Raw genomic sequence first — 26,344 nt, 5'->3', positions numbered from 1 at the left:
CAGTGAAGCCAACAAAGGAAATTATTGGATTGCGAGTCATTAGTATTTCAGATGGAACTCAAGTAGGTGTCGTCAAGGATGTTGTTCTTAGTCAGCAGGGTAAATCTTTAAATTTCGTTATAATTGATCAACCGTCGGATTATTTTGGGGCAAAGGTTATTTCATTTGAAAATATTCTCGGTATTGGCGAGTTTGCAATGACCATTCCCAATCCTGATGTTATACAGGATGTTGCTCAAAATAATGAAGTTCAACAATTATTAAAACAAGATATACGAGTAATTGGAACAAAAGTGTTAACTAAAAAAGGACAATTGATTGGTGAAGTTAAAGAAATTGTTATTAATGAAGATACAGGGCACATAGCTTCCTGTCGCTTTGAATCAGAAGGAAGAGTACAGGAAGTTAATGCTGAAAGAATCATTACCTTAGGTAAGGAATTGTTGATTGTTGAGGCTGAACCTGTTCTTGGTGACTATGAAACTCTGGAAACTGAGGAACCTACACTAACAATTCAGGACTTAGCTCAGGATCTAGTTGCTATGGAAGAGACGCCTGAAGAGCAAAGTTATAATTCTTTAGAAGGAAGCGATAAGCAAGAAGACCTTGTTGTTCAGGAAGTAATTTCAGAGAGTATTAAAACTGTTGGGGAAGAAGAGCTTGGTTTCAACTTATTTGAGCAGCGCCAGCTTCAATATTTTATCGGCAAAAAAGTTGATAAGGATATTATTTTAGACAATGGAGATCTTTTAAGTGCCGGTGAATACATTTCACCTGAAATGGTAACTCACATTAAAACACGAAGCACCTTAATGGAAGTGACTTCTCATCTGCAGAAAAATTAGAATAATAATTAAAGAGATGTAGGTAGTATGAAAAAAGCAAGGTTTCTTATCTTTGTCTTGCTTCTGCAGCTATGTGTTACGCTAGGGTTTGGAGCTGTTATTACGTATGCTAAGACCCGTGATCGGGCCCCATCGGGGTTAGTAGTATGGGGCCAGAATTTTTCGGGGATGACCAGAAGTCAATTGTCTGCTCAAATTAGAGAAAGACTTCCAGAAACTATAGTCTTTCAGGACCAAGTTTTTCCTTTATCATTAGATAGCACATATGCTGAGATAGAGCATTGGTTGGATCAAGTTTTTCCAGCCTCAAAAGGATCCTTTATGAAGAATGTTCTGCAAAATCTGACTCGATCATTCAGGGCTGCTGCTCTTTCCGATCATATTAAACTAGATCAGGCTGAAATTATGCCTCAGTTGGAGTCTATTAGCAGGAGCATTGACCAACCAGCGCGGACAGCCACTGTTGAGTTTGCAGATGGACAGCTCATAAGAAGTAAAAGCGTATCAGGAATTAAATTTGATATTGATGGTACTTGGCAAAAGCTTTCTCAGGAACACCAACAAAAACAGGTGGATGCTGTTGTAGATATTGTCTTTCCAAAGCCCAGTACGGAAGATTTGGCCCAAATTTCGGATAATTTAGGAGACTACACTACGTATTTTAATTCTCAAGACAAATTAAGAACAAACAATGTACGGTTAGCTGCTCTGGCTTTAAATAATCAGTTAGTTCCGCCTGGTGAAGTTTTTTCCTTCAATAACGTTGTTGGAGAACGTACAATAGCAAGCGGCTATTCACCGGCAATAGTTTTCGTTAATCAAACCATGATCAGAGATATTGGGGGAGGCATCTGCCAGGATTCCAGCACGTTATATCAGGCTGCAATGCAAGCTCATTTGGAAATTGTAGAGAAACACACGCACTCTTTGCCTGTGTCCTATGTCATGAGAGGACAAGATGCCACAGTTGCCTATGGTATACTTGATTTTCGCTTTCGGAATGATACCAAGGGTTATTTATTAATAAGTGTACGAACGGGAGCAAATTGGTTAAGGGTGAGGTTGTTTGGATTAGCTGATGATAAACATCCTAAGCTCGCTAAACCTGAAGGGTATCCCATAGGTCCGGAATCTTGGGATAAAGATCCTAAATAAGTTGATACAGTGATGATAGAATCAACTCCCGAATAGAAGCTTGCTAGGCTCCTGTTCGGGAGTTAATCTATCTTGTTGGGGCGCTTTCATGCAAAGTTAATTCGTGGAAGGACAGTGACTTCAAGTTCCGGCAGGTTTCCTTTAAACATATTGGTAAATTATCTTTGCCGCAACTAATAGTGACATAATTACAAACAGAGGTTTGACAAGTACAGCACCTCTGCGTATAGCCAGTCGGGTACCTACGTAGGAACCGAGTATCATGAATAAAGCCATGGGGATTCCGTACTGATAGATTATTTTACCATTCCATGCAAAGAATAAGAGGGAAGCAATGTTGCTGGAGAAATTAAGGACTTTTGAGTTTGCTGAAGCAATTACAAAGTCAAAGCCAAAGAAGGCTATGAAGGAGAATATTAGAAAAGATCCTGTTCCCGGACCGAAGAAACCGTCATAAAATCCTAAGATCAGAGCGAATAAGCAACCAACAACAATTCTTGATGAATTAAGGCCTTTAAAGGTATTCTTCATTCCTAAATTTTTTCGAAATAGTGTATAAACGCCAACAAAAAGTATCAAGAATAGTACAGCTTTATTTAAAAATTCAGAACTGACCTTCAGGACAGCCCAAGCCCCAAGGAAGGCGCCAAGTAAAGTAAAAGGGATTTGCCACTTTACCAGCGGAAAATGTACTTTTCCAGAACGGGCAAAGGTAAGGGAACTGTTGAAAGAGGCAACGGATGCAGCAAATTTGTTGGTGCCAAGGGCTAAATGAGGTGGAATACCCACCATTAGTAATGCTGGCAGACTGATAAGCCCGCCGCCGCCGGCAATAGCATCGACCATAGCGGCTAAAAAGCCGAGGGAGCAGATGATGACAAGATTGAACAAGTCTTGATACCTCATTTCTAACATTGCTTTATTAGTATACTCCTTAGATCCTTTTCCGTCATCATCATTATTTAAAAGTAGACTGGGAAAAAAGGAAGAAATGGTGTAGGATTGTATTTATACGGGCAATATAGATGCTCTAATTTAGGAAGGAGCAAACCTCTAAGTGCGGCAAGTAAGTGTAAATTCATTGACTATGGGGGATGTCTTAGGTAAAACTATCTTCTCAAGCTCAGGTCGAATTCTGCTAGGAAAAGGAGTAAAGCTTACTCCCTTATATATTGCTAAGCTGAAAGGCATGGGGATTTCTATTGTTTATATTGAGGATGAACGTTTTAATGATGTCGTCGTAGATGATGTTATTAGTGAAACCCACCGGCGCGAAGCACTGGAAATTCTAGAGAAGAGTACACGTGCTGTTCGCTTGGGGAAGGAACTGGATGGCTTCGAGGTAAAAAAAATAATTAATAAAATCGTCGAAGAGATCTTATTTAAAAAGGACATACTAGTTAACGTGATGGATATGCGTGATTTAGATGACCAAATATTCGCTCATTCTGTTAATGTATGTGTTCTGTCAACAATTCTTGGCAAAGCTTTGCTGCTCGAACGCGAAAAGATTGAGACACTAGCTGTCGGTGCGATTCTTCATGATTTTGGTAAGATACAATTAGATCCAAGTCTTGTCAAAAAAACGGATTTAACGCCAGAAGAAATTGAGATTATCAAAACACACACCATCTTAGGTTTCGAAGATCTCAGAAAACGAAAAGACCTAAATTTGGTCGTAGCGCATATTGCTTTTCAACATCATGAGCACTTGAATGGGACGGGTTATCCCAGACACTTAAAAGAAGGGGAAATACACCCTTTGGCACAAATAGTCGGAATTGCAGATTTATACGATAAGTTAACGTCAAATCAACCTGCTTCTAAGCGAATTATGCCCCATGAAGCCTGTGAAGTACTTATGGGTCTGGCGGGTATTCTCTATCCCCTTGAGATGATCCGAATGTTTCTGAAAAATATTGCTGCCTATCCAACAGGGATTACGGTGAGGTTAAATACAGGGGAGATCGGGGTTGTTGTTGATCAAAATTTGAGCATGCCTGCTCGGCCAATCGTAAGAGTTTTTGAGGAATTTGAATTTGGCTCAAATATTATTAAAGAGTATAACATGGTAGAGAAACGAACCATCTTTATTCAGGAAGTTTTAAGTTAGTCTGCGGAGGTAACAGCATGGCACAGATTGGTTCCGATGAGCCGGTCTCAGAATTTATTTATAAAGCATTAATGAATGAGTTTCCTGAGGCACGCTGTGAATTAGAATTTGATACACCCTTTGAATTATTGATAGCGACTATTTTATCGGCTCAATGTACTGACGAAAGAGTAAATCTTGTGACAGCTTCTCTGTTTTCAGAAGCAAATACTCCAGAAAAAATCATTAAATTAGGTCAAACTACACTTGAGAATAAAATTCGTTCTTTAGGGTTATTTCATAATAAGGCCAAGAACATTCTATCTGCTTGTCAAGTCCTTGTCGAAAAATACAACGGACAAGTCCCTGAGGATTTGGAGTTGCTTAAAGAACTTCCCGGTGTAGGACGTAAAACAGCTAATGTGGTTGCAAGCAATGCCTTTGGAATACCGGCCATTGCAGTTGACACACATGTTTTTCGTGTTGCCCATCGATTAGGGATTGCCAGTGGGAAAACTCCGGAAAAAGTAGAAGACGAACTAAGAGAGGTATTCCCACAAGATAGGTGGTCAATAGTCCATCATCTTCTTATCTTTCTTGGCAGGCGCATCTGCAGTGCACGAAAACCGCGATGTGAGGAATGTCCAGTGAGTTCGGTTTGCATGATGTATTTAGAAGAACTCAGTCGCTCAAATTAAATTGACAATTGAGAGGGTTGGAATTATGAAATATGTTCGTTTTTTTAATAACAAAGAAGTAAAACATGGAGTGATTGAAGGAGATAGGGTTAGGGTTCTTGATGGGCCGTTTTTAGATCCTTTGAGTAAACCGACAGAGACTTTAGTATCCTTGAATGAGGTTACCCTTCTTGCTCCGGTTGAGCCAAATAAAGTCCTATGTGTGGGGCTTAATTACGCCTTACATGCTAAAGAATTAGAGCATTCCCTGCCCGATGACCCGGTGATTTTTATGAAGCCTCAGACCAGTGTGATTGGGCCCGATGCAGAGATCATCTACCCCAAAATAAGCCAACGGGTAGATTATGAAGCTGAACTGGCGGTGGTTATTGGCAAAACCATTAAAAATGTACCGGAAACGGATGCTTTAGAAGCTATCTTTGGTTATACTTGTGCGAATGATGTTACCGCGAGAGATTTGCAAAAAAAGGATGGCCAATGGACTCGAGGCAAATCATTTGATACATTCTGCCCCTTGGGACCTTGGGTTGTGACGGGTATTGATCCAAGCCATTTAGATGTTCAAGGATTGTTGAATGGAGAGGTTAAGCAAACTTCAAATACTCAGTATTTGATAAACTCAGTACCAAAACTTATTAGTTTCATATCTCAGGTCATGACACTCAACCCTGGTGATGTGGTACTTACAGGTACACCGGAGGGTGTGGGTCCAATGCAGCCGGGAGATGAAGTTGTTGTCAGAATACCAATGATTGGGGAATTGCGAAACACCGTGGGGGTACAGGCATGATTCGTATTGGACATAACCCAAATACCAATATGTTGCCAATGTTTCATTTCTTGCAGAAAGAGCAGCCCTTACTGGAATGTGCTATAGCTGAACCTACAGGACATAATGCAATGTTAGCTGAAGGCCGGATTGATATGGCACCCATCAGCGCTTTTTCATATGGAGAGCATTGGCGTGAGTACGCTGTTTTACCGAACCTTTCCGTTTCAACAAAAGGTCGAGTCGGATCTATTCTGTTATTCTCAAAAGTTCCTTTAGAAACTTTTGAGGGTTTGACTGTGGCCTTAAGCGATGCATCGGCAACTTCTGTTAATCTTACTAAAATATTACTTCATCACTATTATGGCGTGCATCCCCATTATGTGACTATGCCGGCTAATCTTAAAGAGATGTTTGAGAAAGCCCAGGCAGCTCTTCTCATTGGAGATGCAGCTATCCAAGCAGCCCTTCTCCATCCGGATTGTTTTATCTATGATTTGGGTGAGGAATGGTTTAAACATACGGGTTGTTCAATGACCTATGCTGTTTGGGCATTCCCCAAAAGGCTTTTAGCGGAACAAGCAGCGGAGATTGAAAAGGTCTATCAATTGCTGCTGGAAGCTAAAGCTAAAGCATTAAATCATATGGAAGATATCATTTTGGAATGTCAGAGGATGCTGGGAGGATCCTTTGATTTTTGGAAGGATTATTTTGCGCAGTTTAATTATGGATTAGATCTAACCTACGTCATGGGTTTAGAAAAATATCTAGGTCTGTGTTATGAACTTAATTTACTGTCAAGTCGTCCGGTTCTTGAGTTTTGGCCTAAGGAGTAAAGCTATGGGATACTGGGTGTACCTGGCGAGATGTGGTAATAATACAATCTATACCGGTGCGACGACTGATCTCCTTCGGAGAATCAAAGAGCATAATAAGGGCGCCTCAAAAGGGAAAGGGGCAAAATACACAGCCTCACATCTTCCGGTTACTTTAGCACAAGCATGGGAGGTGGGGTCGTGGAGTGAAGCACTTCGCTTAGAACGTAGTATCAAAAGCTGTCAGCGTATGGAAAAGGATCGATTGATAGAGCAGCCTCAACGAATTTACCAGCTTGCTGAGCGACGTAATCTTTCTTTCGCTATTCATGAGGTCTCTTCAGAGTTTATCAAACAGTCGGAATAAATAGCATGAAATAAATAAGTTAGGAGGTTAGAGTATGCCAATTGTCCAAATCGAATTATTTGAAGGTCGTTCCGTTGAACAGAAACGATTACTGGCCGAGAAAGTAACCCAGGCGATAATGGAATCAATCGGTGCACCTGCAGAGAGTGTATCAATTATCATTCGAGATATGGCAAAAGAAAATTATGCTAAAGCTGGAAAGCTTGCTATTGACCAATAATATTACTAACAAGTATAACTATATCAAAGAATACGCTTTGATCCGGCTTTAACCGTTTCAAAGCGTATTTTCTCGTACTAATCAGAAAGTATAACTTTTCGTTGTATACCGCAAGAAAGGCTAATTCGTGCGAAGACAGTGCTGCAAGAAGGTTTAACCCGTGCGAAGACAGTGTCTTCGTCGGGCGCCAGCCAAGTTTTCTAATGGGCTTAAACGTTATAAGCACTTCCGCCTAAAAATTCTCTAAGTATTGAGTTGAAAGGTACCGTAGAAATATCTAATGGATCAAAAAAGGAAAGCAAAGTCAAGAGATGGACTGCCATTTCATACTGAGGAGAATCTGGAGTAATTGAGACTAATAAATGTTCGGCAAAAGGGCGTAAGGCATTCAGTTCGTAGAGCAAGCTTGAGTTAAACATAACATCGGCTTCTTCCTGATAAGGAAAGATATTGTGGTTTTCTCCCCGGCGTACACTTTCCCATTGGGCAAGGGTCTTTTCGGGATCTGTACCTCGAAATTTATCATCACGAACTAGACGGCGGATAAGTCGTACTTCTGTTGTTGGAACACGAGTATAGGCATCAATATTAAGTTGGAATAGTGAACTGACGTATATCTTAAACAATTGAGTTCTGTCAAGGGAAGGGAGTAATGATGGGTTAAGGGCATGTATTCCCTCAACGACCAGAATTTCATTAGGACCTAGGCGCATAGGTTTCCCAACCTCGCATCGACCCCCACAAACGAAATCAAATATTGGCGTTTCGACCTCCGATCCGTTGATCAAGTCATTTAATTGCTCAGCGAGGAGCGGCAAATCCAGTGCTTCCAGGCATTCGAAGTCGTATTGGCCATTACTGTCTAAAGGGGTTTTTTCCCTTGGCAAGAAATAATTGTCGAGGGATAAGGCAACAGGTCGGAGACCGTTAACTCGCAACTGAGTTGAGAGCCGCTGAGCAAAGGTTGTCTTTCCTGACGACGTAGGCCCGGATATAAGTATCACTCGCACTTTAGACCGCTGCTCGTAAATTCGGTCGGCGATGGAGGAAATTTTCTTTTCGTGCAAAGCCTCAGCCAGATAGATTAGATCTTGGGAGGATTTAGCAGATATGATTTTATTAACATCTTCAACATAAGAAAGATGTAAATTTTCTAACCAACGCTGCGTTTCTGAAAAGGTGGAAGAAAGCTGTTCGGGAGGAACAAATGAAGCTAGAGATTCCGGATGATTGGTGTTAGGAAACAAAATAATAAAACCAGGAACAAAATGAATGAGTTTAAAATGCTTTAATAACCCTGATCGGGCCAAAGGAGGATAGATTGTCGCTACTGTTTCTTTGTCAATTTGACAATGATATAAATGATCATGTCCGGTTTCATAGGGAATGGCTGTATCTGAAAGCACCCAATTATTTAAGCTGTCTTCAATTTTTTGAATTTCTCTTGAAGAAAGTATGGAATTTTCAAGTTCACAATAAACACCATCAAGGATCGAGTGAGAAATTTTTAGCTGTTCACCGGGAAATAGCTCTTTAACAACTCCAATCAGTCCAATAATGAGACTTTGTCTATATTTACGTATCGAGTAATCTGACATTGTAATACTCCTTTCGAGTTAAAAGTATTCTAATAAAGATATTCAACGTTATCTTTTAGTTTCCTCCTAAAGTTTTATTATTTCAGTGAACACTTAAGGTATCAGCCAGCAAGTTACCTGAAAATTTTAGCTCTTAGAAGTAATTTTTTAATAAGGAGGAGATTTATTCTTAAAAGGCGAATATACAGCCAATAGAGTGTAAATAATTAAGCAAGTTCATGGATCAAGGAGGGAAACGTATTGTACGAAAGCACCAGGGGTAATCTTAATGGGCAAACAGCATCACAAGCGATCACTTTAGGAATGGTACCGAGTGGGGGACTTTTTGTTCCTTCAACATTTCCCAACTTGAATTGGCAAGACCTTCAAGGCTTAACATATCGCGATGTCGCTAAACAAGTGATGATGCCCTATTTAGCGGATTTTCCTGAGGAAGCGGTTTCAAGTATTGTTGATGTCTATCGAGATGGCACTTTTGATGGTGAAGATCCGGCACCATTAGTGTCTGTGGGCAAGTTCGGAGTTTTAGAGCTTTGGCATGGCCCCACGGCTGCTTTTAAAGACATGGCTTTACAGGTATTACCGGACTTATTGAAAGTTAGTCTTAAACAATTCAACCGGGACGAAGATGTATTAATACTGGTAGCCACATCTGGGGATACGGGAAAAGCGGCCTTAGAAGGGTTTAAAAACCGGAAGGGTATGCATATTGTTGTCTTCTATCCTGACGGAGGTGTAAGCCCTGTTCAGGAGCGTCAAATGACAACTACGGAAGGATCCAATACTCATGTTGTAGCAGTTAAGGGGAACTTTGATCAATGTCAAACGGCAGTGAAGCAAATCTTCGCATCAGAGAGTTTGAAACGCCGGCTTCAGGAAAAAAATCTGATTTTTTCATCGGCTAATTCCATCAACTGGGGCCGTCTTTTGCCTCAGATCGTTTACTATTATTGGGCCTATTTGCAGGCGGTTAAACAGGGAAAGGTTGCAGCAGGGAGTGCAATGAATGTTGTGGTTCCTACTGGTAACTTTGGAAACTTACAGGCGGCTTATTATGCCAAGTGTATGGGTCTTCCCCTAGACAAAATCATTTGTGCCTCGAATACTAACAATGTTCTGACGGATTTTTTTGCTACGGGAGTTTATCAAAGTCAAAGGACCTTCTATCAAACTATTTCTCCTTCCATGGATATTTTGGTTTCAAGTAATTTTGAGCGCTTTCTTTACGAGATGAGTGGACGAGATGCTGAAAAAGTCCGTTCCTGGTATGATGCGAGCAATCAGGGGATGTTTTCTGTCGATGACGCTACTTTAAAAGCTTGCCGGAATACAGTTTATGCAGGATGGGCCAATGAAGAGGAGACTCTCGAAACAATCGCCAAAAGTTATCAAGCATACAATTATGTTTTTGATCCCCATACTGCTGTAGCAATGAAAGTATACGATGATTATGTTTCCGCAACGAAGGATCAAACATTCACGGCAATTGCTTCAACAGCCAGTCCTTTTAAATTTTCTTCAAATGTTATCAGAGGACTTGATCAACGAGAGAGTTGCGCAGATGAATGGGAAGCCCTTAATCGCCTAAGTATGTTAACGGGATGGAAAATTCCGGCGGGCTTACAAGGCTTAGAGAAAAAGCCGGAAAAGAGAGTTCATTCGGCTATTCCGGAAGAAATTGCTCAGTTGGTTCAAATAATGTTCGGGTAATTGATTGGGAATAGGAATAATTAAGGAGAGAGGCTTTTCCTCTCTCCTTAAAATATTTGTTCGTGGGGAAGGGCTTTTGGGTAAGACCCCAGTAACTTAACGGAAATATTATCTTTCTTAAGTGACCATAGCACATCTTGAATGGGAGGAGCGAAAACATATCCATCCACATCAACGAAAAAAACGTACTCGCCGAGTTTTCGCTTGGAGGGACGAGATTCGATACGGCTTAAATTGATATGGCGCTTAGCGAACTCTCCTAAAATGCGATATAAGGAACCGGGTGTATTTTCAGCGATGACCAGAAGGGAGGTCTTATCTTCACCATCCGACATTTCTGCCAAGCTATGCCCTACTAAGACAAAGCGTGTAGCATTGAGTGTGGCATCCTGAATGCATTCTTTCAAGATGTGTAAATTGTATAGTCTGGCAGCGCGGCGTGGTCCTATAGCAGCCCAATTCTCTCGAATTGAAGATATTCTATGGGCGGCTTCAGCTGTACTGAGACAAGTTATTTGTTGAGCGTTGGGGAGGAACTTTTCAAGGAAGTCTCGGCATTGCCCTATAGCCTGTTCATGAGAATAAACCCGTTCGATCTGTTCCAGAGGCATAGGCTCGTGTGCCAAAAGACACTGATCGATGGGATGGACGAATTCACGAGTAATATACAGATGCTCAGTCTGGGCAAGAGTATCCATTGTTACCCCAACTTGCCCTTCCGTAGAATTCTCTAATGGGACAAAGGCCCAGTCAATTTCTTTATTATTACAGGCAAACAGTAAACGGGGGATTGTTGAATAGGGAATAAGTTCAGGTGCAGAATCACTTAATTCTGGCTGAGTAGCTAATAACAAATGTACCGCCTCTTCGGAAAAGCTTCCTTTTGGACCTAAAAAGCCCAGTTTTTTCATTGTGTGTCTCCTTCCTGAATAAAGAAAAATAGTAAGTGTGAAGTATGAAGGCTAAAATAAAAATTGCAGACAATTATAACATAATGTTAAAATATATATTAATAAGGACAATTTTCTACTATCATAATACAGATGAAGATATACAGCAAGTTATTGTCAACTTGAATTATCAACCCACTTGCATAGGGAGCTGTGATCGAGTAAAATACAATTAGGAAGGTTGGGGAACCTTCCAAGGGGATAGTGGACAAGGTGGAGCAGGCAGTGGAACGTACGCTGCCTGCTTCGCTATGCTTTATATAGTTTGGGTTTATGCTCTGAGAAATAGTAATTTTTAAACAAGGTGTATATAATAAAAATAGTATTGCTAGGGGGGTAACTATGTGGAACAACAACGACTAAAGTCCAGAGCGGAAATACCTGATTTTAACAAATGGCGGCTTGAGGACATTTTTACAGACAACAGTCAATGGGAAGAAGAATTTGGTTTTATTGAAAAACTCGCAGAAGAAGGAAAAAAATACCTGGGACATTTAGCTGATAATGTTGAGACGTTAATAGAATGTTTTGAGTGGATGGATAATTTAAGTCTCCGCATTGAAGAAGTATACGCCTACGCTCGAATGAGGCGAGATGAGGACAATAGAAATGCAAATTATCAAGGTCTGACAGATCGGGCTGGGGCTCTTGCTGTTAAGGTTAACAGTGCAGCGTCGTTTATTGTCCCGGAGTTATTAGCGATACCGGAAGAAATCCTTAAAGAGTATCGTGCAAAGTCTGCCAAAATGGAACTTTATAAGCAGGCTTTAGATGAAATCCTTCGTAAAAAAGAGCATGTACTGAGTTCAAGAGAAGAAAAGCTGTTGGCTGAAGTTGGAGAACTGGCTGAAGCACCTGGAGTCATCTTTTCTATGGCTAATAATGCAGATTTAAAATTCCCAAACATCACAGATGAATCCGGCAATTCTGTTGAACTCACCAAAGGGAATTTTATTCAATTTATGGAAAGCCAAAATCAAAGTGTAAGGAAAGCTGCTTTTAAGAATCTTTATAGGACCTATGAAAAGCAAAGGAATACCTGGGCAGCAACCTTAAATTCCAGTATAAAGTCTGACGTTTTTTTTGCCAGAGCCAGGAAATATCCTTCTGCCCTTGAGGCTTCCTTAGATGATGATCGTGTACCATTGAAAGTGTATGATTCTTTGATTGATACAGTTCATGAATTCCTGCCCCATATGCATCGGTACGTAAAACTGCGCAAAAAGGCTTTAAAACTTGATGAATTACATATGTACGATATTTATGTACCCATTGTCCCGGAAACAACAATGAAAATTACTTATGAAGAGGCCAAAAAAATGGTTAGCGAAGGATTAAAGCCTCTTGGACATGAGTATCTTGATATCCTCGAAGAAGGTTTCAAAAATCATTGGATTGATGTTTACGAAAATGAAGGGAAAACCAGCGGTGCCTATTCCTGGGGTACTTATCAAACCCACCCTTATGTCTTACTAAATCACCAAGACACTTTAGACTCCATGTTTACCCTTGCCCATGAGATGGGGCACTCTTTACACACTTACTTATCGAACCGCAAGCAGCCTCATCTTTATGCAGGATATAAAATATTTGTTGCTGAGGTTGCCTCGACATTAAATGAGTCCCTAATCATGGAGCATCTGTTGAATAAAACAAAAGACGAGAAAATATTAGCCTATTTAATTAATCATTATTTGGAACAGTTCAGAGGGACTATTTTCAGGCAAACCATGTTTGCTGAGTTTGAAAAGAAGACTCACAAAGTAGTTGAGGAAGGAGGAGCTTTAACTGCGGACAACTTCTCCGAACTATATCGTGATTTAAACGCAGCTTACTATGGTGAAGAAGTAGTCCTTGATCCGGAAATAGCTTTAGAATGGGCAAGGATACCACATTTTTATAATGCGTTCTATGTTTATAAATATGCTACAGGATTTTCAGCAGCAATTGCTTTTTCACGGGCAATTTTGGAACAAGGTGAGCCGGCAGTAGCCCGGTATTTAGAGTTTTTAAGCAGCGGGAGTTCAGATTATCCCATCGAATTATTGCGAAAAGCTGGGGTAGATATGGAAACCCCTGTTCCCGTTAGAAATGCTTTACAAGTTTTTGCTGAGCTGATTGATCGATTGGAGAAACTCATAGGATAGACTAGGGTTCGATAAGGTCTTGAAATCGAGGATCCTGACGAACAGGAGCAAAGTCGTGTTCGTTACGGGCAACTTCCTTGACATCCTTATCCAGTTCAATAGCAGGTTTTAGGTATTCTAAAACTTTTTCTACATTGCCTTGACGACCATAGATACTGGCAATGCCATAGTAGCTCCATGTATCACGGTTGTCGAGTTGCAGAGCCTTTTGATAGGCTGAAATAGAATCTTCCCAGCGGCCTGCTAATTCATTAGCTAATCCAAGGTTGAAATTTGCATAAACAAAGGAAGGGTTGATGGCAAGGGCTTGCTGAATAAGAGCAAGCCCTTGGTCGTAATGTCCTTGAAATGCCAGGGCAGCTCCTTTAGCATTAAGAGCTTCATAACATTGAGGATCAATGCTTAATGCCTGATCAAAAAGACCAAGAGCTTCAGTAAAATTACGTTCATAATAGAGTTTTAGCCCATTTTCATAAAAAGTATAGGCTTTAGTGTCTGAAACATGGATTGGCACGTGCTCTTGTTCGGGCTTAAGGTTTGAGGTGAGCTGCTCTGTTGGCAACACCGGTGAAGAATTAGGAGTTACCATGGAAGATCGATTTTTCTCAGTTAAGAAAAATACAGCAATTATGCAACTGAAAATGATTACTATCAGGAATTGATGCAGATTTTTTTTCAGAATTAAACCCTTCTTTCGTAGTTTATTCCATAACTGGAAAGCTTGACAGGCTGATAAGAGCAGAATAAGATGAGTTTGTGGATCCCATGCCAAGAAGGAATCAGTATTGTTGTTTATGCTCTGGAAGGAGTTGTATGGAACGATGACAACACCAGATAACATGCAAAGGATTATTCAAGTAGCTCAAGGCTTCTATTCTCGAAAAGATCAAGCTCATGATTTAGAGCATGCTTTAAGGGTCAGAGAATGGGGTAAAAGAATCGCTCAGGAAGAAGGCGGAGATTCCACGGTCATTGAGTTGGCAGCACTTTTACATGATATTGGCCGCTCTGGAGCCGTAGAAAAAACACATGCCGAAAGCAGTGCAGGGCTTGCCGTGAATATTCTTCAAAAAAATGGCTATTCTGAAGACATTGTCCGAAGAGTAAAAGAAGCTATTATTTCCCATTCCTTGGAGGCAGGGCATAAACCGATTTCCCTTGAAGCAAAAATTTTATATGATGCTGATAAATTAGACTTTGTAGGAGCAATCGGCTTAGTAAGATTGTTTACTTTAGCAGGGGTACAGGGATGGAATCTTGTTGGCAAAAACTCTTGTCAAGAGTTTTATCTGGAAAAGATATGTGGTTATAGGGAACATTTATTCACAAAGTCTGCGAAAACTTACTTTGACCCATTGTTCCACTACATGGAAGGGTTTTGGCAGGAATTGCATACTGAACGATTGAAATTCTCGTAATCTGGACAAGCTAATAATAGATTAGCTTGAAAGGATGAAGCAATACAATGCGTTGGCTCTGGAGGTTAATTACCTTAGTTGTTTTCTTTGGTTTGATTAAAACACTTTTTGTTCCCCGGCCTAAAACTTTTATCGCCTGGCCTGAAGAGCAAAATTGGGTAGAAAAGATTCAAGGAGAGCTGAGGCAATGGCAGCGATTATCACAAGATCTGCCGGCCAGTATTGAAGTGGAAGTACGTCGGCTCTGGAATAATTATAAGCCCAATGGCAACGGCAAAGAAGTCTGATTTTCTAGAGTCAAAGTATATTTATGTATAACTTTCCAATAAACTCGAAGTATGGTATATTAAAAGCTAGTTGAACTAAAAGGAGTTGAGATAATGGTAACGATTACGGAAATTGCTGCCGAAAAAGTGAAAGAAGTGCTGAAAAAACAAAATCGTGAAGATGCATTTCTTCGTCTTTATCTTGCAGGTATTGGTTGAGGTGGGCCGAATTTCGGCATGACTCTGGAAGAGTCAAAAACAGATGAAGATATTCTTGATCAAGAGTATGGAGTTTCAATTTTAACGGATAAAAAACTTACCACCCATTTAGAAGGGGCTGTCATTGATTACGTTGAATCTGAGTATGGTGGTGGATTCGAAATTCGTACTGCTAAGTCTGGCAGTGGCTGCAATAGTTGCGGTGGTAGTTGTTCATAGATTTGTTCATGGTATTTGTGTAAAGAGAGTTCACAAGAGCTCTCTTTTTATTTTATACCAGTAAGGGAGTACTGACCAGCTCTTCAGTTGGGCGGCTCATTGTCTTGGGGCTAGGGGGCAAATTAGTCTTCGAATTTATGGAGAATACTCTTGAGTATCCCACGTAAATGTGTTAGTCTAATCCCCATGATAGATAAGCAGGTTATTTTAAGGGAGGAAGAACTATGTCTATTCCAAAAGAAAATTCAAATCGTGCAATTATCACTGTACTAGGACTTGATCAAATTGGAATTATCGCTTGGGTCTCTGGGCGTCTTGCAGAATATGGTGTCAATATCTTGGATATAAGTCAAACCATTTTGAATGAATTCTTTACCATGATCATGGTAGTGGATCTGCAACCTGCTGCGATAGAACTTGTTGAGCTGGCTCGCACACTTGAGCAAGAGGGACAAGGTAAAGGTTTGCAAGTCAAAGTTCAGCACGAAGATATTTTTAGATTTATGCATCGTATTTAAGTAATTACAAGATGACGATAAGGGGATAGTGGAGGTAAGTCAATGACTATTACGTTCGCGCGAGAAGAAATCCAACAAACCATTAACATGATACATAAAGAAAATCTGGATATCCGGACAATTACGATGGGAATCAGCCTACTTGACTGCAGCTCGGATGACATCAGCAGAATGGAACAGAAAATCTATGATAAAATAACCCAAAAGGCGGGGCAATTAGTACAGATCGGTGAACAAATTTCTGCCAGGTACGGAATCCCTATTATCAATAAAAGAGTATCCGTTACCCCTATAGCAATTGCCGCTGCTCAAATGAATTCGGAAGCAATGGTGCGAATTGCTAAGTCATTAAACAGGGCTGCTCGGGAAATAGGGATAAATTTTATTGGCGGTTTTTCTGCTTTAGTTCAGAAAGGCTTCACGCCAGGAGACTTAGCCCTTATCGATTCAATACCACAGGCACTCAGTGAGACGGAATTCGTATGTTCTTCAGTAAACATAGGGACTACAAAAGCAGGGATTAACATGGATGCCGTTCTTAAAATGGGGAGCGTGATTTTAAAAGCGGCTCAGCTTACTGCTGATCAAGATGGTATAGCCGCAGCAAAACTGGTAGTATTCTGTAATGCTCCGGAAGATAATCCATTTATGGCGGGAGCTTTTCATGGTGTAGGAGAGCCTGATTGTACGATTAATGTTGGAGTTAGTGGTCCGGGAGTAGTTGCTAAAGTTGTTAAGGAAAGTCCTGATGCGGATTTCAGTGAACTCTCAAATCTAATAAAACAAACTTCTTTTAAAATCACTCGCATGGGGGAATTGATCGGACGAGCAGCATCAAAGGCTTTAAATGTACCTTTTGGTATTGTCGATCTTTCTTTGGCTCCCACACCGGCTATTGGAGACAGTGTAGCAGAGATACTTGAAAATATGGGACTGGAACGATGTGGAACTCATGGTACAACTGCTGCTTTGGCCCTATTGAATGATGCCGTAAAAAAGGGAGGCGCCATGGCATCCTCTCATGTAGGCGGATTAAGCGGTGCTTTTATCCCCGTTTCTGAGGATGCAGGGATGGTGAGGGCTGTTGAAGAAGGGGCATTGTCTTTGGATAAACTGGAAGCTATGACTTGTGTCTGTTCAGTTGGGCTTGACATGATTGCATTGCCCGGCGATGTCAGCGCAGAAACCATTTCTGCTATCATTGCCGATGAGGCAGCAATAGGGATGATTAATAAGAAGACAACTGCTGTACGTGTAATCCCTGCTATTGGGAAAAAAGCAGGTGAACAAGTGGAATTCGGGGGTCTTTTAGGAGGAGCACCTATAATGGCATTACATCCTCACTCCTCAAATTCATTTGTCCATCGCGGAGGACGAATTCCGGCACCAATTATCAGCTTGACAAATTAACTCCATAAATTTTGTTCTGAGTAGTACAAAAATACGCTTTGATTCGGTTTTCGTAATTCGGTCAAAGCGTATTTTTATTTATCGTCTAACATATCCTTTTAATGTAGACAAATGAAAAATAAAGAAATTAATTGATGAATGCTGGCGATAAAATAGGATAAACTGTCTATGGACAAAACTCGTCAATCCCGATAACCCCTATCATTCAATCTATTAACTATAAATATAAAAAATCCTATAAAATACATATATTACCTTACTGGTTTAGAAGGACATTTCCTGTTTGTCTAGAATATTAATAAGTATAGGAAAAGCTGAATCCAAAATTTACCTTTGGAGCGGGGGGCAAATCTTGGGGTGAATCATGTGAGCTGTTCACGTGTAGGGCTTACACCTACGGCCCGAATCCGTCAACTAACCTCGTAAGCTAAGAAAGGTGGACTTTTTTTTGGAGGTTTCGTCATTTACGTGTAAATGGTTGGGTAGTGCAACTTTGGCGACCCTAATTTTGGCAAGCAGTCTTCCTTTATTGACTTCCCCAAAACCGATGGAAAGCTATATCGCTGTTAAGCCTTCCCTTTTAGCTTCAACCACCTTATCGAAACAAACTTATACTCAGGCAGTTCGTAAGGAGATGCAATGGGTTGAAAGCCCAATTAAGACAAATAATGCAGTAATTGATGCAACAGCATCTGAAAAACCTGTATCAACTTTAAGTAAGGCGGTTGCTGTCGTAGCAACGGAACAAAAAGTGCAGCCTACCGTAAGTGAACGCAAAACTGTACAAGTTGCTGAGGTTCAACTACAAGTGTCCAGATCCCAGAATACCACTCTTGTTGATAATGCTGTGAGCTTGGTAGGTGTACCTTATGTTTTTGGCGGAACCAGCAGGAAGGGTTTTGATTGTTCTGGATATACTCAATATGTCTTTAAAGGTTCAGGAATTTCCTTACCCCGTACGTCTTGGTCACAGTTTAATGTAGGATTAAAAATAACAAAAGACCAGCTTCAAACCGGTGACTTATTGTTCTTTTCAACGTATGCTAAAGGCCCTTCCCATGTTGGTATTTATATCGGTGGCGGTAATTTTATTCATGCCTCAAATAGTGGGGTGCGGATTACAAGTCTTAATGACAATTATTATGCCAAACGTTACCTTGGAGCCCGTCGGGTTAGCTAGACGCAGAAATTTGCAGGTAGCACGAAAAGTTATACGTTCTGCTTAATTTAAAAGAAGGTACAGCAAGAATTTTTTGAGATTTGCTGTACCTTCTTAATTATTAAAGTTGAGGAATCCAGGGCACGGCTTTGAATTTAACACATTCTCCGCTGGGTTTAACAAAAGGCAGGGATGAGTTGTGAATATAATCATCCGTAAAGGAGCATTGATGAGTCCTTTTGAAGTAACACTGACGGCATAATTCAACCCGGTAGTTTAAAATCATGGAATCTTCCTCCTCGGTTTATTAGAGCATCCCACGAAAATGTGCGTAGATGTTTTTCGCTGTGTTTTGTGGAACTCCGGCAGCTTGCAGTTCTTCCATGCTGGCATGTTGAATGTCATCAAGAGATGAAAAATGGCGTAATAATTGTTGTTTGCGTTTAGGACCCACGCCTGTAATATTATCAAGGGTTGACAAGGTCATATTTTTGGCACGCTGTTGACGATGAAACGTGATAGCGAAACGATGAACTTCATCTTGAATTCTGCCAAGAAGAAAAAATGTAGGATGACTTTTGCTTAAAGGAAGCATGGCTCCGGAACTATCAATAAGTCCGTGAGTCTGATGCCGGTCATTTTTAACCATTCCGGCAACCGGTATGGTTAGGTCTAATTCTTGAAGAGCCTTAAGTGCGGCTGTTACTTGTCCTTTACCACCGTCAACTAAAATCAGATCAGGCAGATTCTCCTTTTCCGATAGCAATCTTGAATATCGACGCATAATAACCTGTCTCATGGAAGCAGTATCATCCGATACCTCCATAGGCTGGATTTTAAATTTCCGATATCCTTTGCGTTGGGGTTTACCTTCTATGAACTGAACCATGCCGGCAACGGTATGGGTACCGGCAATATTAGAAATATCGAAAGCTTCAATCCGCTTGGGGACAGGGATTATCAAGAGTTCTCCAAGGGTTGTTAATGCTTGGCTGATTTCACTTTGTTGGTTTATTTCCAGAGTGATTTGATCGTGCAGGGTTGTCTTGGCATTTGTCATGGCCATTTGTATCAATTCTCGTTTTTTCCCTTTTTGAGGAACTATTACTGGGAATAGGTTTGCTAAAACAAGTGTTTCCACGGAGGGCAGTAAAATTTCTTTGGGCCATACTGTGCGTTCAATATAAAATTGTGCGACAAAGGAAATAAACGCTTCCTCAGGATCTTCATAATAGGGAAAAATAAAACTGTCACGGGCGAGTAATTTTCCTTGTCGCAGATAAAATATCTGAATGCACATTTGGTCGTTTGTTACGGCATAACCGAGAACATCCCGATCAACAAAATCGTTGAGAGTGATGTTTTGTTTTTCACCAAGTTGTTTTAAATCTTCAATCAGGTCTCGATACTCTCTAGCCCGTTCAAATTGAAGGGCTTCGGAAGCAGCAAGCATCTTCTCTTGCAAAAGGGTAAGAATACCGCTTTGGTCTCCTTTGAGAAAGGTGGACACTTCTTTGCGCATGCTTTGATAAACATCCGGTGAAATAGTTTTAATGCAAGGAGCAAGGCATTGTTCCAAATGAAAATAAAGACAAGGCTTTGCGGGAATTTGCCGACATTTTCGAAAAGGGAACAAACGATTGAGCAAACGAGTAGCTTCTTTGGCAGCAGTTGAATTCGGGTAGGGTCCAAAATATTTGCCGCTGCCTTTCTTGATCTGTCTGGTAACGAGCACTCTTGGGTGGCTTTCCTCAGTAATAGTCAGATAGGGATAAGTTTTGTCGTCCCGCAAAAGGATATTATATTTAGGGTTGTATTTTTTGATTAAATTACATTCTAAGACTAAAGCTTCAACCTCTGAATCCGTGGTGATATATTCGAAATCTGTGATTTGACTTACCAGTCGTCCTGTTTTGCCGTCGTGTGAACCGGTAAAGTATGATTTTACCCGGTTCTTTAGTGTTTTAGCTTTACCGACATAAATTATTTGCCCCTGACGGTCTTTCATAAGATAAACGCCTGGTTTTTCGGGCAGCAAGATTAATTTTTGTCGAAGCAGATCCATAATCCCACCTCACTCTTATTTTAGTGGGTGGAATTGCAAGATGCAAGTTTAGACATATCTTAACATTCCAGAACGTATACTTGTAGCGGGACATTGCGGTTGTCTGATAGAACCTGAAGTATCATATGATGGAGGGGTAATATATGCCAAGTACTTGGGGACGGCCACCGCGCAATGAAATATGGCAGGACTTACAAGCCCTGGCCCTTTGGATTCTTATTATCGGAGTTGTGGGTTATTTTCTTTTTCCAAACTTTTTTAAAGATATTTATTTAAATTTAGCTGATCCTGCTGCGCAGACCAGCGCGATTAATGATCAATACACGATTAATAACTCCTTAAATTCAGGCTCTAACTTGACGGATAACCAGGATTATTTTGGTCAGGACTTTTCCAGCGTATCTAATGCACTTTACAATAATAACAATAATGAAGTCTCTATAGGGTATTGGGTTATCTTTGTCGCCGATGGAGAATTTAAGCAGCTTTCTGTAAGCAGTGACGCTTATGCATATTTACTTCGTCTCATCGAAACGGACAAAAATTCTACCGGTAAAATTACCGTCATATTTTCAGCTAATGGGCAAATCAGCAAATATGTTGTCAGCGAAGAGATTTATGCCATCATTACCAATATGGCACTAATTGTTAGCCGTAACAGCTAACGGAAAAGTAGTTTTGCTCCTGCTGCAAAGAAGATGATGCCAAGGAGCTGCCAGGGATTCCAATGAAGCCTGTTTACGCCGAATAATCCAAAATGATCAATTAAAACTGCCATACTAACTTGACCAATGATAATAGCCGTCGTGGCATTACAAACTCCAACTTTTGGGATGCTTACTGCTACCAGACCTACAATTACAACGCTTAGCACACCGCCAAAATATAAATACCAAGGAACAGAACTCCAATTATGGCTAAAGATAGGCACCCTCCAGGCGAGAACTGCCCCTAAGGATAGAAGGGTACCGATGATGTGAACGATAAACGTCGCTGAAAGCAACGATGTTTTTTGGCTCAAGGAAGAGTTAAGAGTGCCTTGTACTGCCATTGCCACTCCGGAAATTGCAGCAATAACAAAAGGAAGAGAAAGCAATTTTGACATATAAAACCTCCTGAAGTAGTTATTGTGATGGTGGTGAATAAAAGCCAAAACCGTCAAGATGTATCAGTATTCATTGTAAAGGTTAAGGGGAAAATGAAAGTATCGTAAAAATAATTAAAGAGGTGGCGTCATGGACATCGATTATAATTTGGTACAACGCGCCCAGATGCTGCTAACTCTGGACCATCCTTTAACACAGGTTCGGGAGATTCTCTTGAGAGAAGGATATCCCCAAGAACAGGTTGTTGAATTAATGGATGCTACAGAAGAAGTCTTAAATTATCTTGTTCCACCTCAGTATGATGAAAACAAAATAGGAATTGATATTCTACATCCTGGAGAGGAAAAAGCTCAAGGACGAAAACCGATGGTTGATATTTTAATTGACAAACGATCAGGTCGATTGGAGTTAATAACACCTCACCAGCAAGAGACTTGGCGTGTCGCCAATGAAGTACGAAAAGCGATGAAACGCCAGCGTAAAACAATGAAATACCACCACTAAACTTTTTGGACTGTAAAGCTAATGCTTTACCAGTCCATTTTTACGTTTTTTCGACATCTTTTCTATATCTTTTCTCGAAATTCAGGAATTATGTTATAATCAAAGGAAGTAACAAATTCAGGAAAGAAGGGTCCAGTGTGGAATTTGCTCCAGTAATAAAAGGACTTGAACAGGTATATGAAAAAATTGGAAAGAAAAGATTAAATAAAGAAGATGGCTTGGAACTTTTGCAAACAACCAATTTACTCGGCCTGGGTTATTTAGCTAACGAACAAAAACGAGCGATGACCGGAGAGCAGGTTTTTTATAATAATAATGCACACATAAACTATAGCAATGTCTGCAAAGTACGCTGTGGACTCTGTGCCTTTGCTAAAGACCCTGGAGAAAAAGGGTCGTATACTATGTCAATTGAAGAAGTGGTTAATAAAGCCGGACAGTTTTCAGATCAAGGGGTTACAGAACTTCATATTGTCGGAGGCATACATCCGGATCTTCCTTTTTCATACTACGTAGATATGATTCGTAGGATCAAGGAACGGGCGCCACAAGTTAGCTTGAAAGCATTTACTGCCGCCGAATACGATGCTTTTGCTCAGATGGAGAATGTGCCCGTTATTGAAATTCTTAAAATCCTTACTGATGCAGGATTAAGTTTTATTACCGGCGGGGGAGCCGAAAATTTTAGCCCGCGAGTTCGCGAAATAATTTGTCCTGGTAAATTAAGCGGTGAACGGTGGTTAGATATTCATCGTCAAGCTCATCGTCTGGGAATTCCTACAAATGCTAACGTTCTTTACGGAATTATTGAAACTGATGAAGAGCTTATTGATCATCTACTGGCCTTAAGGGCTCTGCAAGATGAAACCATGGGGTTTAAGGCTCTTATTCCCACGGCTTTTCATCCTAAAAATACAAAATTTAAAGATCTTCCTCAAGCCAGCGCTATTCGTACGTTAAAAGTTATTGCCGTGGCGCGGCTTATTCTGGATAATTTTAAATACATTAAAGCCTATTGGGTTTCTTCAAGTCCTCAAGTTGCGCAAATGGCCCTTGCCTTCGGGGCCAATGATTTAGACGGTGTAGTAAGAGAAGAAAAAATCTATCATACTGCCGGTGCTACAAGTCCACAAATGCAAACAGAGCAGGAATTGATTCGCATGATTCATGAATTAGGGCTGGAGGCTGTGGAAAGAGATACTTATTACAACGTGATAAAGACGGTTAAACCCAAATAAACTATCTGAGAGTTAAAAGCTTTGAGGTGATAGAGATGCATATCGTCGTATTGTCAGATACTCATTTACGCGAAGGTAAATCTCTTCCAAAAATTGTTTGGGATCATTTGGAAAAAGCAGATTTAATTCTTCATGCCGGAGATTTGACACATATGAGTTTAATAAATGAACTGGCTTGTATAGCACCTGTTCGAGGAGTAAGCGGCAATTGTGACGGTTGGGATGTTAGGTTGCCGGATCAGGATATTGTTGAATGCGAATCACTCAAAATTGGTTTAATTCATGGCTCTTCCGGAAAAGGAAAAACCACTCCGGAACGTGCCTATTATGCTTTTCTGGAATCTGAAGTGGACATTATTGTGTTTGGGCACAGCCATTCTCCGTTCATGGAATGGAGAAACGGAATTTTGTTGTTTAACCCTGGTTCCCCAACAGATAAAAGACGAGAACAGAACTTTTCCTTTGGATTGATGGATATAGAACACGGGCAAGTCAAAGCAAAACATGTTTGTTTTTGAGTGAGGAAATCATGAAACATCGCAGAAACAAGGTGAAGCGTGAGCATGGCATCATTAAAAATGCTTTAGAGTGGGGTTGGAAAGTTTAAGTCAATTAGCTAAAGTGACAGATATTATTCTTGGAGTGATCGATGTTAATCATTCATCGGAAAGGGATATTGTCTATAAATTATGAAACCCAAACGGGATGCAAACTTTTACTCAAAAGATGGTTCTGCCTGACTATCGAGCAAAAGAGGATATAAGACTTGATCTTGGCGATCGTTTAGATTTACCAACTCGAAAAGCCTTGAAAGTATTCAAACAATTCCTGGAAGTTCTACATCCTGAAAATACGAAAGCAAAGGACAGTATCAATAAGCATACATAGACAGCTCAAAGGTGGAAGGACCTAAGCTGTCTTTCATCATAGTGTTAGGCTCAAGTCAGGAGGTTTGCCAATGGATATAAATGGGATATATGTTCCCAGTTCGTTGAATCAAAACCAAATCAATAAGTTTAGACTTGGGGAACGAATGCTCGTTGAAGTAGTCAATAAAGTGAATGAGAGAGAAGGAGTGGTACGTTTCAGAGGGCAAACCATTGCCGCCCTGTTGGAAACAACCACTCAGGTTGGGGAAAAATTTTGGGCGAAAGTTGGCGGTTTCAGCGAAGGAAGATTGTTGCTGATTCGCGAGCCGAGTCTGGGAAAATCAGAAGAAGCGGCGTCACCTTCTCAATATCTGCAGCTTACTGAGAGGGGATTGCCTAAAAATCCAGAACTTTTAGCTTTAATTAAAACTTTTACAGCGACTAAGATGGAAGTTTTTAATTCCTTGTTTAGCAATATAACGGGAACGACTATCAGTGATGAGTTAATCGTCAATTTAATAAAACTGCTTCCGGAATGGAACAGCTTATCCGAAGAAAACGGAGCTGAAGAACTGCTGTCCAGTTTGAGAAAATTTGGCTTTGATTATGAACATCGACTGCTGCAAATGTTAAAAATAGATACCCAAAACAAGGAGATTGAGAAACAATCCCTCAAAGATACTATTAAAGGTATGCTGCTTAAGGCAATGGAGGGGCATAAGGAAAAAGGCTCATCAGATAACAACCCTATATCTCAATTACTTGAGAAAATAACCGGCCAACAACTTTGGCTAAAAACAGGGGTTATGGACAATGCTTATATGATGCTTCACTTTCCACTCTTGGATCAAGGAGAGTTTGTTCCTGTTCAGATTGCTATGGAAAGTGCACGCAAAGGACTAAAAATGGACGATCAGCACTGTCGGATCGCAATCATGCTTGAAACTCAGGAACTTGGAAAGATCGGGGTTGATGCCTATTTTAATGAGGACTCTATAACCTGCCGGGTTCTCAGCTATGACTTGGATTTTCTGCCTCAACTTCTTGAAGTGGTCATTCCTGAAACAAGGGTTCGATTCGCCAAGCTGGGTTTTAACTTAGGAAGAATTGACATTGGTGATCTTGATGAGAATCATGAATTTATCCATTTTCTTGAAGGATCTCGCCGGAGCGGAGTTGATATTTTAAGATGAAAGATAAAGCAGCAGCCGTAGTCTATGATCAAATTGGGGCTCCTAGAGTTGTAGCCAAGGGTGAGGGGGAAATAGCTAGGAAAATAATAGAAACGGCTGAACTGGAAGGAATTCCTGTTCAAAAAAATGAGGGACTTGTTGAGGCTTTAATGCAGGTAGAGCTGACGAAAGAAATACCTCCACAGCTCTATCGTGCAGTTGCGGAGTTATTAGCCTTTATTTATAAGCTAGATAAGGCCAAATCTCGGCCAAAATCTTAATTCACGGATACATAATTCCTAGAATGCTTCGCAAACTAATTAGTATTAGAAAATAGTTGCAGGAGGTCTCTATGAAGACATCATTTGAAGCTATGAATGAAATTTTGAAAGGCGAGCATATGGCCATCAACCAATATCAAGCCTATATTGATACTTTAGCCGATGGCCCACTTCGCAATCACCTTGCTGCTATTCTCTCAGATCATAAAGACCATGCTACACGAATCGCCTTTTACATTCAGACGAGTGGAGGAAAGGCTGATGAAGGGTCTGGATTAGCAGGCATTATGGCAGATTGGAAAACCCGTCTCGGGAATATGAGGGGGGTAGAGCCCATTGACATGCTTGATAAGTTATATGATGGAGAAGATAAAGGTTTGGCAAGGGCGGTTCAGTATTCTGAAGACTTTTTGAATTCTTCAGAGAAAGAAGTATTAGAGCCGATTTTTGCTAATGAACATGACCATTTGAAGCAGTTAGAGAATTTGCGGAACGGACTGTACAATAATATTTAGTGTCATTAGTCTTAATACA

Annotated in this window: 31 protein-coding genes and 1 riboswitch; of the genes, 24 read left to right on the top strand and 7 right to left on the bottom strand. The window is 40.5% G+C overall.

The features are described 5' to 3' along the window. Positions 1-2: 2 nt before the first annotated feature. Entirely contained in the window at positions 3-845 is an 843-nt protein-coding gene (locus DESOR_RS16525) for a PRC-barrel domain-containing protein (protein WP_014185726.1), read from the top strand. A 27-nt stretch (positions 846-872) separates the two neighbouring features. Then, complete coding sequence (locus DESOR_RS16520) at positions 873-2,000, top strand: VanW family protein (RefSeq protein ID WP_014185725.1); 1,128 nt, start codon at positions 873-875, stop codon at positions 1,998-2,000. Between the two features lie 141 nt (positions 2,001-2,141). Here the strand turns inward: DESOR_RS16520 and DESOR_RS16515 are convergent, their stop codons facing one another. Then, positions 2,142-2,915, bottom strand: a complete 774-nt coding sequence (locus DESOR_RS16515) for a TSUP family transporter (protein WP_014185724.1) — start codon at positions 2,913-2,915, stop codon at positions 2,142-2,144. A gap of 142 nt (positions 2,916-3,057) precedes the next feature. Here DESOR_RS16515 and DESOR_RS16510 point away from each other — a divergent pair, with 142 nt between their 5' ends. Genes DESOR_RS16510 through DESOR_RS16485 form a run of 6 tightly spaced genes read left to right on the top strand, consistent with a single transcriptional unit; the run spans position 3,058 to position 6,961 of the window. Beyond that, positions 3,058-4,113, top strand: coding sequence for an HD-GYP domain-containing protein (locus tag DESOR_RS16510; protein ID WP_014185723.1), 1,056 nt, complete (start codon positions 3,058-3,060; stop codon positions 4,111-4,113). A 17-nt stretch (positions 4,114-4,130) separates the two neighbouring features. Beyond that, positions 4,131-4,790 (top strand): endonuclease III, encoded by a 660-nt coding sequence (gene nth / locus DESOR_RS16505; protein ID WP_014185722.1) that lies wholly within the window; start codon positions 4,131-4,133, stop codon positions 4,788-4,790. Between the two features lie 25 nt (positions 4,791-4,815). After that, positions 4,816-5,580 carry a fumarylacetoacetate hydrolase family protein gene (locus DESOR_RS16500; RefSeq protein ID WP_014185721.1) on the top strand — a complete coding sequence of 255 codons (765 nt, stop codon included), beginning with the start codon at positions 4,816-4,818 and terminating at the stop codon, positions 5,578-5,580. After that, entirely contained in the window at positions 5,577-6,395 is an 819-nt protein-coding gene (locus tag DESOR_RS16495) for a menaquinone biosynthetic enzyme MqnA/MqnD family protein (protein WP_014185720.1), read from the top strand. The genes DESOR_RS16500 and DESOR_RS16495 overlap by 4 nt, the downstream gene beginning before the upstream one ends. A gap of 4 nt (positions 6,396-6,399) precedes the next feature. Next, positions 6,400-6,741 carry a GIY-YIG nuclease family protein gene (locus DESOR_RS16490; protein WP_014185719.1) on the top strand — a complete coding sequence of 114 codons (342 nt, stop codon included), beginning with the start codon at positions 6,400-6,402 and terminating at the stop codon, positions 6,739-6,741. A gap of 34 nt (positions 6,742-6,775) precedes the next feature. Then, positions 6,776-6,961: a 4-oxalocrotonate tautomerase gene (locus DESOR_RS16485; protein ID WP_014185718.1), complete on the top strand. Its 186-nt coding sequence runs from the start codon at positions 6,776-6,778 to the stop codon at positions 6,959-6,961. A gap of 209 nt (positions 6,962-7,170) precedes the next feature. Here the strand turns inward: DESOR_RS16485 and DESOR_RS16480 are convergent, their stop codons facing one another. After that, positions 7,171-8,559, bottom strand: coding sequence for a nucleoside kinase (locus DESOR_RS16480; protein WP_014185716.1), 1,389 nt, complete (start codon positions 8,557-8,559; stop codon positions 7,171-7,173). 240 nt (positions 8,560-8,799) lie between these two features. On the opposite strand from DESOR_RS16480, the gene thrC reads away from it, so the two are divergent. Beyond that, positions 8,800-10,269 (top strand): threonine synthase, encoded by a 1,470-nt coding sequence (gene thrC / locus DESOR_RS16475; RefSeq protein WP_014185715.1) that lies wholly within the window; start codon positions 8,800-8,802, stop codon positions 10,267-10,269. 47 nt (positions 10,270-10,316) lie between these two features. Here thrC and pheA read toward each other — a convergent pair whose 3' ends face one another. Further along, entirely contained in the window at positions 10,317-11,180 is an 864-nt protein-coding gene (pheA, locus tag DESOR_RS16470) for a prephenate dehydratase (protein ID WP_014185714.1), read from the bottom strand. Between the two features lie 383 nt (positions 11,181-11,563). On the opposite strand from pheA, the gene pepF reads away from it, so the two are divergent. Then, complete coding sequence (gene pepF, locus DESOR_RS16465) at positions 11,564-13,366, top strand: oligoendopeptidase F (RefSeq protein ID WP_014185713.1); 1,803 nt, start codon at positions 11,564-11,566, stop codon at positions 13,364-13,366. A gap of 1 nt (position 13,367) precedes the next feature. Here pepF and DESOR_RS16460 read toward each other — a convergent pair whose 3' ends face one another. Then, on the bottom strand, positions 13,368-14,207 hold the full coding sequence (locus tag DESOR_RS16460) for a tetratricopeptide repeat protein (protein WP_242832336.1): 840 nt from the start codon (positions 14,205-14,207) through the stop codon (positions 13,368-13,370). On the opposite strand from DESOR_RS16460, the gene DESOR_RS16455 reads away from it, so the two are divergent. The 6 genes from DESOR_RS16455 (at position 14,206) to DESOR_RS16430 (ending at position 18,596) form a co-directional block, all read left to right on the top strand. Next, the gene (locus DESOR_RS16455; RefSeq protein ID WP_242832335.1) at positions 14,206-14,784 is read left to right on the top strand and encodes an HD domain-containing protein; all 579 of its coding nucleotides are present in this window, start codon (positions 14,206-14,208) and stop codon (positions 14,782-14,784) included. The genes DESOR_RS16460 and DESOR_RS16455 overlap by 2 nt on opposite strands. A gap of 47 nt (positions 14,785-14,831) precedes the next feature. Then, positions 14,832-15,071 carry a hypothetical protein gene (locus DESOR_RS16450; protein WP_014185710.1) on the top strand — a complete coding sequence of 80 codons (240 nt, stop codon included), beginning with the start codon at positions 14,832-14,834 and terminating at the stop codon, positions 15,069-15,071. Between the two features lie 93 nt (positions 15,072-15,164). Further along, positions 15,165-15,488 (top strand): HesB/IscA family protein, encoded by a 324-nt coding sequence (locus DESOR_RS16445; RefSeq protein ID WP_014185709.1) that lies wholly within the window; start codon positions 15,165-15,167, stop codon positions 15,486-15,488. A 224-nt stretch (positions 15,489-15,712) separates the two neighbouring features. Next, positions 15,713-16,006, top strand: a complete 294-nt coding sequence (locus DESOR_RS16440) for an ACT domain-containing protein (protein ID WP_014185708.1) — start codon at positions 15,713-15,715, stop codon at positions 16,004-16,006. 42 nt (positions 16,007-16,048) lie between these two features. Next, positions 16,049-17,416 (top strand): PFL family protein, encoded by a 1,368-nt coding sequence (locus DESOR_RS16435; RefSeq protein WP_014185707.1) that lies wholly within the window; start codon positions 16,049-16,051, stop codon positions 17,414-17,416. Positions 17,417-17,718: 302 nt separating this feature from the next. Next, positions 17,719-17,860: riboswitch (cyclic di-AMP (ydaO/yuaA leader) on the top strand. 103 nt (positions 17,861-17,963) lie between these two features. Further along, the gene (locus DESOR_RS16430; protein WP_169315200.1) at positions 17,964-18,596 is read left to right on the top strand and encodes a C40 family peptidase; all 633 of its coding nucleotides are present in this window, start codon (positions 17,964-17,966) and stop codon (positions 18,594-18,596) included. A gap of 100 nt (positions 18,597-18,696) precedes the next feature. Here DESOR_RS16430 and DESOR_RS29750 read toward each other — a convergent pair whose 3' ends face one another. Together DESOR_RS29750 and uvrC are read right to left on the bottom strand one after the other, a co-directional pair. Continuing rightward, on the bottom strand, positions 18,697-18,861 hold the full coding sequence (locus DESOR_RS29750) for a hypothetical protein (RefSeq protein WP_014185705.1): 165 nt from the start codon (positions 18,859-18,861) through the stop codon (positions 18,697-18,699). A gap of 21 nt (positions 18,862-18,882) precedes the next feature. Continuing rightward, positions 18,883-20,640 (bottom strand): excinuclease ABC subunit UvrC, encoded by a 1,758-nt coding sequence (gene uvrC, locus DESOR_RS16425; protein ID WP_014185704.1) that lies wholly within the window; start codon positions 20,638-20,640, stop codon positions 18,883-18,885. Positions 20,641-20,783: 143 nt separating this feature from the next. Between uvrC and DESOR_RS16420 the strand changes: the two genes are divergently transcribed. Next, positions 20,784-21,305: a hypothetical protein gene (locus DESOR_RS16420; protein ID WP_014185703.1), complete on the top strand. Its 522-nt coding sequence runs from the start codon at positions 20,784-20,786 to the stop codon at positions 21,303-21,305. On the opposite strand, the gene DESOR_RS16415 is transcribed toward DESOR_RS16420, so the two are convergent. Next, on the bottom strand, positions 21,302-21,745 hold the full coding sequence (locus DESOR_RS16415) for a DMT family transporter (protein WP_014185702.1): 444 nt from the start codon (positions 21,743-21,745) through the stop codon (positions 21,302-21,304). The two genes, DESOR_RS16420 and DESOR_RS16415, sit on opposite strands and share 4 nt — an antisense overlap. Positions 21,746-21,875: 130 nt before the next feature. Here DESOR_RS16415 and DESOR_RS16410 point away from each other — a divergent pair, with 130 nt between their 5' ends. The 7 genes from DESOR_RS16410 to DESOR_RS16380 all read left to right on the top strand — a co-directional run bounded on the left by DESOR_RS16410 (position 21,876) and on the right by DESOR_RS16380 (position 26,325). Continuing rightward, entirely contained in the window at positions 21,876-22,250 is a 375-nt protein-coding gene (locus tag DESOR_RS16410; protein ID WP_014185701.1) for a hypothetical protein, read from the top strand. A gap of 137 nt (positions 22,251-22,387) precedes the next feature. Further along, positions 22,388-23,488: a radical SAM protein gene (locus DESOR_RS16405; RefSeq protein ID WP_014185700.1), complete on the top strand. Its 1,101-nt coding sequence runs from the start codon at positions 22,388-22,390 to the stop codon at positions 23,486-23,488. A gap of 35 nt (positions 23,489-23,523) precedes the next feature. Further along, positions 23,524-24,006 (top strand): metallophosphoesterase family protein, encoded by a 483-nt coding sequence (locus DESOR_RS16400; RefSeq protein WP_014185699.1) that lies wholly within the window; start codon positions 23,524-23,526, stop codon positions 24,004-24,006. Positions 24,007-24,193: 187 nt separating this feature from the next. Then, on the top strand, positions 24,194-24,376 hold the full coding sequence (locus DESOR_RS16395; RefSeq protein ID WP_042331335.1) for a hypothetical protein: 183 nt from the start codon (positions 24,194-24,196) through the stop codon (positions 24,374-24,376). A gap of 70 nt (positions 24,377-24,446) precedes the next feature. Then, positions 24,447-25,550 carry a hypothetical protein gene (locus DESOR_RS16390; RefSeq protein WP_014185698.1) on the top strand — a complete coding sequence of 368 codons (1,104 nt, stop codon included), beginning with the start codon at positions 24,447-24,449 and terminating at the stop codon, positions 25,548-25,550. Further along, positions 25,547-25,810, top strand: a complete 264-nt coding sequence (locus DESOR_RS16385) for an EscU/YscU/HrcU family type III secretion system export apparatus switch protein (protein WP_014185697.1) — start codon at positions 25,547-25,549, stop codon at positions 25,808-25,810. The genes DESOR_RS16390 and DESOR_RS16385 overlap by 4 nt, the downstream gene beginning before the upstream one ends. A 71-nt stretch (positions 25,811-25,881) precedes the next feature. After that, a complete protein-coding gene (locus tag DESOR_RS16380; RefSeq protein ID WP_014185696.1) occupies positions 25,882-26,325 on the top strand; it encodes a DUF2383 domain-containing protein in 444 nt (147 codons plus the stop codon). Positions 26,326-26,344: the final 19 nt, after the last annotated feature.

The organism is Desulfosporosinus orientis DSM 765, assembly GCF_000235605.1.
Lineage (GTDB): Bacteria > Bacillota > Desulfitobacteriia > Desulfitobacteriales > Desulfitobacteriaceae > Desulfosporosinus > Desulfosporosinus orientis.
This window is presented reverse-complemented; position numbering and strand designations above follow the sequence as displayed.